Consider the following 9,836-nt stretch of genomic DNA (forward strand, 5'->3'; position numbering starts at 1 on the left):
TGGCAGGGGCGACAGGACTCGAACCTGCAACCAACGGATTTGGAGTCCGCTACTCTGCCAAATTGAGCTACGCCCCTGCACTACATTTATTATAAACTTTAACCGCTATCATAGTCAAGGCCTTGCATGCTTCTGCTGTCAAGGCTTAATTTTTTGCACGACAAAGCTACCTGCCTCGGGCAGGTTTCTTCCGGGGAAAATGGAATATAAATTATATTACAGGGTACAAAGGAGGACTGAAATTAGCCTATGAAAATAGCCGTGCTTATGGGCGGCCCATCCAGTGAAAGGGAAATATCTTTAAAAAGTGGTGAGGCGGTGTATCAGGCACTGGTAACCAAAGGGCATGAGGTGTATAAACTCGATCTTTCTCCCCGTACGCCTTCGGAACTTTTAAACTCTCGTCCGGACTTGGTGTTCATTGCCCTTCACGGTAAGCCCGGAGAAGACGGCTCAGTGCAGGGTATGTTGGAACTTCTGGGAATACCTTACACCGGCAGCGGTGTTTTGGCTAGCGCCATAACCATGGACAAGATAGTTACCAAACGGCTGTTACAACAGGCTGGTCTGCCGACAGCGCCTTTTTTAGTTTTTTCTCGTGACCAGTGTCTAGGGCAAAAGCTTTCTCAAACAATAAAAGAGATCCGGGAAAGATTGGGGTTACCTATTGTAGTCAAGGCACCGACCCAAGGATCAACTATAGGTACTTATATCGTCCGCTCCGAAGGGGAGATCGCTCCCTCCCTTTCCGAGGCCTTACAATACGATAACCGTGTTTTGGTGGAAAAGTTTTTAGAGGGTCCGGAAGTTACTGCAGCCGTCTTAGGTAACGAAGAGCCCGAGGTATTGCCTCTTATTGAGATCATCTCCCATACAGGCTTTTACGATTACAAAGCTAAATACACACCAGGATTAAGCGAGCACATCATTCCACCCCGGTTACCCCAAGAGGTTCAAGAAAAAATTAAGCTAATAGCTAAAGAAGCTTACGCTTTTACAGGATGCCGGGGTTTTGGACGGGTAGATTTTATAGTAGCAGGAGGGAAGGACCCTTATATTTTAGAGATAAACAGTATACCCGGATTAACCTCTACTAGTCTCTTGCCCGATGCTGCGCGGGCGGCCGGATATAGTTTCCCGGACTTGGTACAAAAAATAGTAGATCTGGCCTTGGAAACGCAGAAGGAATAACAAGTACTTATACCGAAAATACATGTACAAAAATAAGCTAGATTGTGAAGGTATGGACATAAAACCGCGCAGGGAGGGCGGGCCAGGTGAAAGATTTCCGCTGTCAGTGCAAAAAGATAGTATGCCAAATAGAAGGGAATACTGTTATAATAAAATGTCGGCATTGCAAGCGGTATATCCATATTCACACCAAGGGGCTTATCAGTATAGAATATAAATTAACACCGGATCCAGCCGAAATAGCCCCACCGGCTGCCCGGGTAGAGCTACCAGGTTAAAACCTGGATTTAATTTTGAGGTGAAATTTTAGGTTAAAAGGGAAGGGAAATGAAGAACAAAGAACAGCTCTCCCGCCTACTTAACTCCATAGACGGTAGAGGGTATAAAGCATATAAAGAACTCCATGGTGTATATCAAATAGATTATTTTACTATGTACTTCGACTATATCCAAGGAGATCCCTTTGCCAGTCCTTCCCGGGTAAGGATAAGGGTAGATCATAAAAAAACCGCTTGGCCCGCTGACCTTTGGTCTACAAGGGTGCGCCGGATAGCTCTTGAAGATTTCCTCGCTCGCCGAGTAGCTAAAGCTATACGCGCGTTAGGTCCACGACATCGTGGTACAGGAAAAAGTGGTTTGCTCTTCATTGATAGTGGTGGCCAAGAAATACTACCCCGTACAGCTATGATCATCTCCCCTGATTTTGTTGAGGTTCGGTTGTCACTGGGGTTACCCGCTAGGGGACGGACTATCCTAGGTCGAGAAGCCGCCGAAATGCTCTTCGGCGATATACCTCGAATTATTGAGGAAGGGCTTCTATGCCGCGGTCCTCGAGACCTGGAAGAAGCGCGACGTCACGTAGCAGTGGCTGAAGACCAGGAAGCCCTGCGGGAACAATTAAAACCCGCAGGTTTGGTAGCTTTTGTGGGTAACGGGGCTATCTTACCCCGAAGGAGCGGCATAAGTCAGTTACCGCTTCCTGCTGAGAAAGCCATTCCCTTTGTTTCCCCGCCTACTTTAGAGGTGGAACTCAAAGCTCCTAACGCCGGCCCGATTAGGGGAATGGGTATCCCTCAGGGCATTACTCTGATCGTAGGGGGGGGATTCCACGGAAAATCTACTCTCCTTAGAGCTTTAGAGCGAGGGGTTTACAACCATATCCCTGGCGACGGCCGCGAGCTAGTAGTGACGTTGGCGGATGCGGTAAAAATACGGGCTGAAGACGGCCGTAGGGTGGAAAAGGTAGATATCAGTCCGTTTATAAATAATTTACCCTATGGGCAGGATACAAAAGCTTTTTCCACTGAGGAAGCTAGCGGGAGTACTTCGCAGGCAGCAAACATTATAGAAGCGTTAGAGATAGGTACAAGCCTTCTTCTTTTAGACGAGGATACCAGCGCTACCAATTTTATGATTCGTGACCACAGGATGCAGCAACTCGTAGCGAAAGAAAAAGAACCCATAACACCTTTCATCGATCGGGTTAAACACTTGAAAGAGATGGGTATCTCTACTATCATGGTAGTAGGTGGTTCTGGAGATTATTTTGATGTAGCCGATACTGTTATAATGATGGACGGTTATATTCCCCGGGATGTAACTTCACAGGCCAAAGAGATCGCTGCAAAATTTGTAACCCACAGGCAGCAAGAAGGTGGTCCTTTCGGACGATTGCGTCCCCGCATTCCGTTGAAGGAAAGCTTTGACCCTAGACGCCGAGGAAAGACTAAAATAAAAGCCCACGGGGTGGATGAAATTACTTTCGGCTATGAAGACATCGATCTTTCCTACGTCGAACAATTAGTCGATCCCTCGCAGACTAGGGCCATTGGCGATATTATCCGTTACCTCTCGGAGCGCTATTGCGATAACCGCCGGACTCTAAAAGAACTTATCCATCTTGTGTTGGAGGATATAAACAGAAAAGGCCTCGATATAATCTCCCCCTTCTACGGCCAGCATCCCGGGGATTACGCTTTACCCCGGCCTCAGGAAATAGCGGCTGCCATCAACAGGTTAAGGACCCTGAAAGTGGTTCAAGCTTAGAAGGAAAATCTTGCTGGCCGTGGAAGATATTAAAAGGGGTGATCGCCATGGCCGAAACCTTTGAACTGGATGAAAAGCTTTACCTGAGGGAAAAGCTAGCTATAGTAGGTGAACTAGCTGCGGGGATGGCCCACGAGATTAGAAATCCTCTAACCTCTATCCGCGGCTTTCTTCAGCTCCTCCAGCACAGGTACAATCCGGAGGGACCTGAACGGGAATATTTCCAGATAATGCTAGAAGAGCTAGATCGTATTAATAACATAATCAAAGAATTTCTGTCACTGGCCAAGCCCTCGCAACCCCAGCTTAAAATAACTGACGTAAACGAACTGATATCCGAGGCCCTGCTTTTAGCCGAACAGGAAGCATTGATGAACGAAGTTATGTTAGAATTTATCAAGGGAGAGAACTTGCCTCTCGTTTTCTTAGATCCGGCGCAGATCAAACAGGTCATTCTTAACATAGCATCTAACGCCATCCAAGCCACCGGCCCGGGCGGCCGGGTAGAGATAAAAAGCCATGTAGATCGAGAGGAAAATATGGTGGTCATAAGTATCAAGGATAACGGTCCCGGGATACCGCCGGAACAACTGCCTAAAATCTTTGACCCCTTTTATACCACAAAGGAACAAGGGACCGGGTTAGGGTTGACTTTGAGTCAGCGGATAATAGAAGGACATGGAGGTAAAATCAAGGTCTCAAGCCGGGTAGGGGAGGGGAGTTGTTTTAGTATTTATCTACCTCTACCTTAACATTTAGTGGATAATGTGGATAAAATTGTAGATAACTTGGGGGGAGATCATGAACCTAACTCGCAATGCAAGGTTGATTTTAGAGAAAAGATACCTCCGAAAGGAAAATGGCGTCCCGGTAGAAACCCCGGAAGAAATGTTTATGAGAGTAGCCAAGGCAATTGCCCTGGCAGAGAAAAAACTTAATCCTAGGTTATCTGAGGACAAGCTTGAGGAGTACACGAATCGTTTTTATAATCTAATGACCTCTTTAGATTTCCTACCTAACAGCCCTACTTTGATGAACGCGGGCCGTGAGTTGGGGCAACTTTCGGCCTGTTTTGTTCTACCAGTAGAAGATAGTATGGAGGCCATCTTTACAGCCCTTAAGGATGCTGCCCTTATACACAAAAGTGGTGGAGGTACCGGCTTTTCTTTTTCTCGCCTGCGTCCTAAGAATAGCCCCGTACGTTCTACCGGTGGAATAGCCTCGGGCCCCGTTTCCTTTATGAAGGTATTTAATGCGGCCACTGAAGCCATAAAACAGGGTGGTACTCGACGGGGCGCCAACATGGGCATCCTGCGGGTAGACCATCCCGACATATTAGAGTTCATACGCTGCAAAGAAGACAACAATGAGCTCACCAATTTTAACATCTCGGTAGCCCTGACCAAGGAATTTATGGAAGCCTTGGCACGGGACGATTACTATGAACTTAAGTTTGATGGTAAAATATATGGCAAGCTTAAAGCCCGGGAAGTTTTCGATGAAATCGTAAGCCATGCCTGGGCCAATGGTGAACCGGGGATTATTTTCTTGGACCGCCTGAATGAAGGAAACCCCACTCCTGAGCTGGGAGAGATAGAAGCTACCAACCCCTGCGGTGAACAGCCCTTGCTACCTTACGAGGCTTGCAATTTGGGTTCCATTAATCTCGCCCATATGGTAGAGAATGGAAAAATTTTATGGGACAAGCTAGCCAATACTGTCTACTGGTCGGTACGTTTTTTAGACAACGTGATCGAGGTCAATCAATTCCCCATTGATAAAATTACCGAGATGGTACGGGGCAACCGCAAAATCGGCTTAGGAGTTATGGGTTGGGCGGACATGCTCTTTAAGCTTAAGATACCCTATGACTCTGAACAAGCGGTTGATTTGGGATATAAAGTGATGTCTTTCATCCAGAAGGAGGCAGTGAAGGCTTCCGAAAGCCTGGCCGAAGAGCGGGGAAGTTTCCCCAACATCGAAAAAAGCATCTACCGGGGTCAAAAGCGGAGGAATGCCACCTGTACAACTATAGCTCCTACAGGTACCATAAGTATGATTGCCGGAACTAGCTCGGGTATCGAACCTGTTTTTGCTTTAGCCTACACTAAAAACGTATTAGACGGTGCAAGCTTGACCGAGGTAAATCCGGTTTTTGAAGAATACGTTCGCTCAAATTTCTCCCCTCCAGAAGCCGAGCACATCATAGCCCGGGTAGCCGTAACGGGTAATGTTCGGGATATACCTGAAATCCCTCCGGAGATCCGCCGGGTGTTTGTAACAGCTTTAGAAATCGCTCCGGAATGGCATGTACGTATGCAGGCAGCCTTCCAGCGGGCCACGGATAATGCCGTATCTAAGACGGTCAATTTTCCGCCCACTGCCACGAAAGAAGACGTGCGGCGCGTCTTTGAACTGGCTTACGAGCTAGGATGCAAGGGGGTTACGGTATACCGGTCGGGCAGCCGGGAAAGCCAAGTGTATGTTACGGGTGCCCAGCCCCTCGGTAGTAACCTTAAACAACAGGCTAAAACCTATCCCCGGCCCCGTCCCAAGCGCACCATAGGGGTCACAGAGCAGGTTAAGACCGGTTGCGGCAAGATGTATATTACTGTAAACTACGACCAGGAGGGGCTTATCGAAACCTTTATAACTACCGGTTCTTCAGGCGGCTGCAGTGGTTTTACCGAAGGAGTAAGCCGGCTCATCTCTTTAGCCTTGCGGGCTAATATAGCCCCCGAGGCTATTATCGACCAGCTAACCTCGGTAAGCTGTCCCAACTATATGCGTAGGCGGGCCACCGATAAAGACATAGTCGGCAAATCCTGCCCAGACATTATAGGCCGGGTCCTTGCTCAGGAACTGAAGAATTGGCAGCAACACGGTCCTCAGCTTTCAACCAGTATAGCCGCAGCTTTGGAAGAAGTCTGCGCTGCCAAGGAAAATTGCAGTCAGGGGGAAAATCCGGGGGAGAATAGGGAGGAAGAGCTTATTAAAAAAGGTATATGCCCGGAGTGCGGGGCACCCTTACGCTATCAAGAAGGCTGTGTTACCTGTACGTGCGGCTTTAGTAAATGCGGATAATGGAGGCTTTTGAATTTGCATATAGCTATTTTTTCGGATAGTTACCGCCCTTACCGTAGTGGGGTTGTGCGTTCCATTGAAACTTTTGCCAGGGAACTTAGGAAAAAGGGGCACAAGGTATATATTTTTGCACCAAGCTACGGGCAAAAAGAGAAAGAAGAGGACGTCTTTCGCTTTCCGTCTTTTAGGGCTCCCAATTTTAAGGAATTCGCCGTAGCCATTCCTTGGGCGCCTGGGCTCAAAGATACATTGAAACGTCTGGAAGTAGAATTAGTGCATGTCCATTCCCCTTTTCTTCTGGGCCAGTTGGGAGCAAGGGCTGCTTTAAAATTAGGACTACCTTTAGTGTGCACTTATCACACCCTTTATGAACAGTATATTCATTATTTCCCTTTAGCACCGGCATGGGCGAGTTCTTGGGTTCGCCGATATACCATTTGGTTTTGTAACCACTGCCATCTGGTTATTGCTCCCTCCCCCGAGATTGCTTCTTTCCTGCAGAACTCCGGTATACGCACCCGGGTGGAAGTTCTTCCCACGGGTGTGGATATATCATCTTATGAGAGAGCAGACCCCACGTGGCTCCGAAGTTATACCGGGTTGGGCGAGAAGGACATAATCCTCCTTTATGTAGGCCGCTTAGGGAAAGAAAAAAATTTGGAATTCCTTTTGAGGAGTTTCGCCCTCATCCGGGCGTCTTTGTCCCAATCCCATTTAGTGTTGGTTGGGAGCGGACCCTGGGAGAAAAGATTGCGTGCAGAAGTGGAAAAATTAGGTATAGAGGAAGCGGTCCATTTCCTGGGAGCTTTCCCTTTTGAAGAGATGCCTAATATATACCGTGGAGCAGACCTTTTCGTTTTTTCCTCCATGACCGAAACCCAAGGCTTGGTAATAGCGGAAGCCAAGGCAGCCGGGCTACCCGTAGTAGCTGTGTCCGCCTACGGAGTAAAAGCTATGGTACAGGACGGCGTAGATGGGTTTCTGGTCCCTCCGGATGAAAAGCTCTTTGCCAAGGCTGTTAAAGACATTATTAGCAACGAAGAAATACGCCAAATTATGAGCGTCCGAGCCCGAGAAAACGTCCGCCAGTTTTCTTCAGCCAGTATGGCTCAGCGACTGGCAACATTTTATGAAGAGTTGATAGCAGGTAACAAAAAAAGGGTATAAAATCAGATGGAACTTAAAACTCGTATGAACTATACCCTCCAAGCTCTACATGCTATGAAATTTAAGCCAGAAAAGAGGTGGATGCAATTTGAACGTACGTGTACGGTTTGCTCCCAGTCCTACCGGTAGCCTCCATATCGGCGGAGCCCGTACAGCCCTTTTTAACTGGCTCTTCGCACGCAAGCACGGGGGCACCTTCATTTTACGGATAGATGATACCGACCTAGAAAGGTCCTCGGAAGAATCTTACCGGGAAATTTTAAATTCGCTTAAATGGTTAGGACTGGAGTGGGATGAAGGTCCCTATTTACAATCCGAACGTCTAGACTTGTACCGTAAAGCAGCTGAAAGTTTGCTGGCTGAAGATAAAGCATACCTTTGTTATTGTACTCCGGAGGAACTGGCTGCCCGACGCCGTCAGGCCCAAGCAGAGGGCCGGGCACCGGCTTATGATGGCCGTTGTCGCAACTTAACACCTCAGGAACGTTGCCGTCTGGAAGATGAGGGCAGGCGCCCTACTATTCGCCTGAAAGTACCTGATAAGGGAACTACAGTAGTCAAGGATGTGATCAGGGGAGAAGTAGTGTTCGATAATTCTACCTTAGATGATTTTATCATTGTCAAATCTAATGGTATCCCGACTTACAATTTTGCCACCGTAATAGATGATCACGACCTAGGGATTACCCATGTCATCAGGGCAGAAGAACACCTTTCCAATACTCCTAAACAAATATTGGTAGCTCAAGCCCTCGGATATGAACTGCCGTTATATGCCCATGTTCCTATGATTCTAGCACCTGACCGTACCAAGCTCAGCAAGCGGCACGGTGCCACCTCTGTAGAGGAATATCGCGAAGCTGGATACCTTCCAGAGGCCATCATCAATTATCTTGCCCTTCTGGGCTGGTCGCCAGAGGGAGATGAAGAAATCCTTCCCTTGGAAGAGATTATACGCCAGTTCTCCCTAGAAAGAGTATCAAAGAATGCAGCCATATACGATAACAAAAAACTCACCTGGATAAACGGTCACTACCTCCGCACTTTGGACCTGGACAAAGTGACCAGGTTGGCCATTCCTTTCCTGCAGGCTAAGGGTTTCGTTCCCGAACCTTTACCTGAGGATAGTTACCCTCATGTCCGAGCAGTAGTTGCTGCGGTTCGTGACCGCGTAAAGACCTTATCCGAAGTAGCCGATGCGGCTTCCTACTTCTTTACCAACATCACCGAGTATGAAGAGAAGGGGGTACGCAAATTTTTCGCTATTCCCGGAACGGCAGATCTCCTTGAGCAGGCCAAGGAAAGGCTGAAAAACGTTGAGCCTTTCAACAAAGAAACCACAGAGAAGGCCTACCGCGATTTAGCCGCAGAACTGGGTATCCCTGCTGGCCAGCTTATCCATCCTACGCGCCTTGCTGTATCAGGTCGCACTATGGGGCCGGGGCTCTTTGATATTTTAGAACTCCTGGGGAAAGATAAGGTCCTTGCCCGCCTTGACCAGGCCATAGAATGGATAAGGCGGAATTTCTAGGGTAATGAGCCATAGTTTCGTTCACAAGCTTTAAATTTTTGGGGGAGTTATCCCAGGGGATAGTGGAGATATTCCAGAAGTAGTCAAGATATAGCGAGACCTGGTCTAGGAGGAGTACGGGCATAGCACCGACGGCAGGATTTATGGCCATACGGGAGGCATGAAGGGCTTGGACTGGCGTTTTGCCCTTCATGTCTCTTCCGAAATGAGAGCGTTGGTAGTTGAAATACAGGATCCAGTCCTGGGCCATTTTGAAGAAGGAGGTTCTGGAAGTCACTTTTGCTAGGTTAATGGCATAGAATTCTTCGTCATCAGTACGGTGAGAGCGCTCGACGAAGGTGTTGAACTGCTTTTGTCCGGCCGGGATATTTAGCAAAGAGACATCTAGGTGGTTGAAGATAAAGTTCTGCATAAGGGTTCGTTTTCTGGAGGTTGCTGAGCCTCCGAATTCCTCACCATTGTCGGTCTGGAAGAAAAGGTGGTCTATTACTCCGAAGGCCCGTAGCCAATAGGCCAGGAGGAGTAAGAAGGTTAGGCCATTTTTGAAGTTGAGCTCGGTAGCATAGGCTATGAACCTTAATCGGGTTTTGATGTCGATAGCCGTAAACTGGTACTTGGGCAACTTGTTACGCAGAATAGCGGCATAAGCTTCTAGGGGCAAGGCATGCTGGTCGGCTATGTACTTGGTATCGATTTGCCAGAATTGTAAGGGCTTGAAGGCTGAGAGGTTTACGAAATAACGTTTTTGACCATTATAAGTTTTGACTTTACGGCACTTAACCCCGGAACGGCGTAGGATGTTACGTATAGTGTAGGG

7 protein-coding genes, 1 tRNA gene and 1 pseudogene are annotated in these 9,836 nt (G+C 47.9%); 7 read left to right on the top strand and 2 right to left on the bottom strand.

The features are described from left to right. Nucleotides 1-77, bottom strand: a tRNA-Trp gene (locus L5656_RS08825). 172 nt (nucleotides 78-249) lie between these two features. Here L5656_RS08825 and L5656_RS08830 point away from each other — a divergent pair. From L5656_RS08830 to gltX, 7 genes are all read left to right on the top strand, one after another. Beyond that, nucleotides 250-1,191: a D-alanine--D-alanine ligase gene (locus L5656_RS08830; RefSeq protein WP_297201977.1), complete on the top strand. Its 942-nt coding sequence runs from the start codon at nucleotides 250-252 to the stop codon at nucleotides 1,189-1,191. An 86-nt stretch (nucleotides 1,192-1,277) separates the two neighbouring features. Next, nucleotides 1,278-1,469, top strand: a complete 192-nt coding sequence (locus tag L5656_RS08835; RefSeq protein ID WP_297201980.1) for a hypothetical protein — start codon at nucleotides 1,278-1,280, stop codon at nucleotides 1,467-1,469. Nucleotides 1,470-1,518: 49 nt separating this feature from the next. Continuing rightward, on the top strand, nucleotides 1,519-3,237 hold the full coding sequence (locus L5656_RS08840; protein WP_297201983.1) for an ABC-ATPase domain-containing protein: 1,719 nt from the start codon (nucleotides 1,519-1,521) through the stop codon (nucleotides 3,235-3,237). A 47-nt stretch (nucleotides 3,238-3,284) separates the two neighbouring features. Further along, nucleotides 3,285-3,989 (top strand): two-component system sensor histidine kinase NtrB, encoded by a 705-nt coding sequence (locus L5656_RS08845; RefSeq protein WP_297201986.1) that lies wholly within the window; start codon nucleotides 3,285-3,287, stop codon nucleotides 3,987-3,989. A 49-nt stretch (nucleotides 3,990-4,038) separates the two neighbouring features. Then, complete coding sequence (locus tag L5656_RS08850; RefSeq protein ID WP_297201989.1) at nucleotides 4,039-6,321, top strand: vitamin B12-dependent ribonucleotide reductase; 2,283 nt, start codon at nucleotides 4,039-4,041, stop codon at nucleotides 6,319-6,321. Between the two features lie 15 nt (nucleotides 6,322-6,336). Continuing rightward, a complete protein-coding gene (locus L5656_RS08855; RefSeq protein ID WP_297201992.1) occupies nucleotides 6,337-7,488 on the top strand; it encodes a glycosyltransferase family 4 protein in 1,152 nt (383 codons plus the stop codon). Nucleotides 7,489-7,576: 88 nt separating this feature from the next. Further along, a complete protein-coding gene (gltX, locus tag L5656_RS08860) occupies nucleotides 7,577-9,019 on the top strand; it encodes a glutamate--tRNA ligase (RefSeq protein WP_297201995.1) in 1,443 nt (480 codons plus the stop codon). Between the two features lies 1 nt (nucleotide 9,020). Here the strand turns inward: gltX and L5656_RS08865 are convergent. Continuing rightward, nucleotides 9,021-9,836 (bottom strand): annotated as a pseudogene (locus L5656_RS08865) (integrase core domain-containing protein); the annotation flags it as partial.

It is taken from the genome of Thermanaeromonas sp. (assembly GCF_021890735.1).
Lineage (GTDB): Bacteria > Bacillota > DSM-521 > Neomoorellales > Neomoorellaceae > Thermanaeromonas.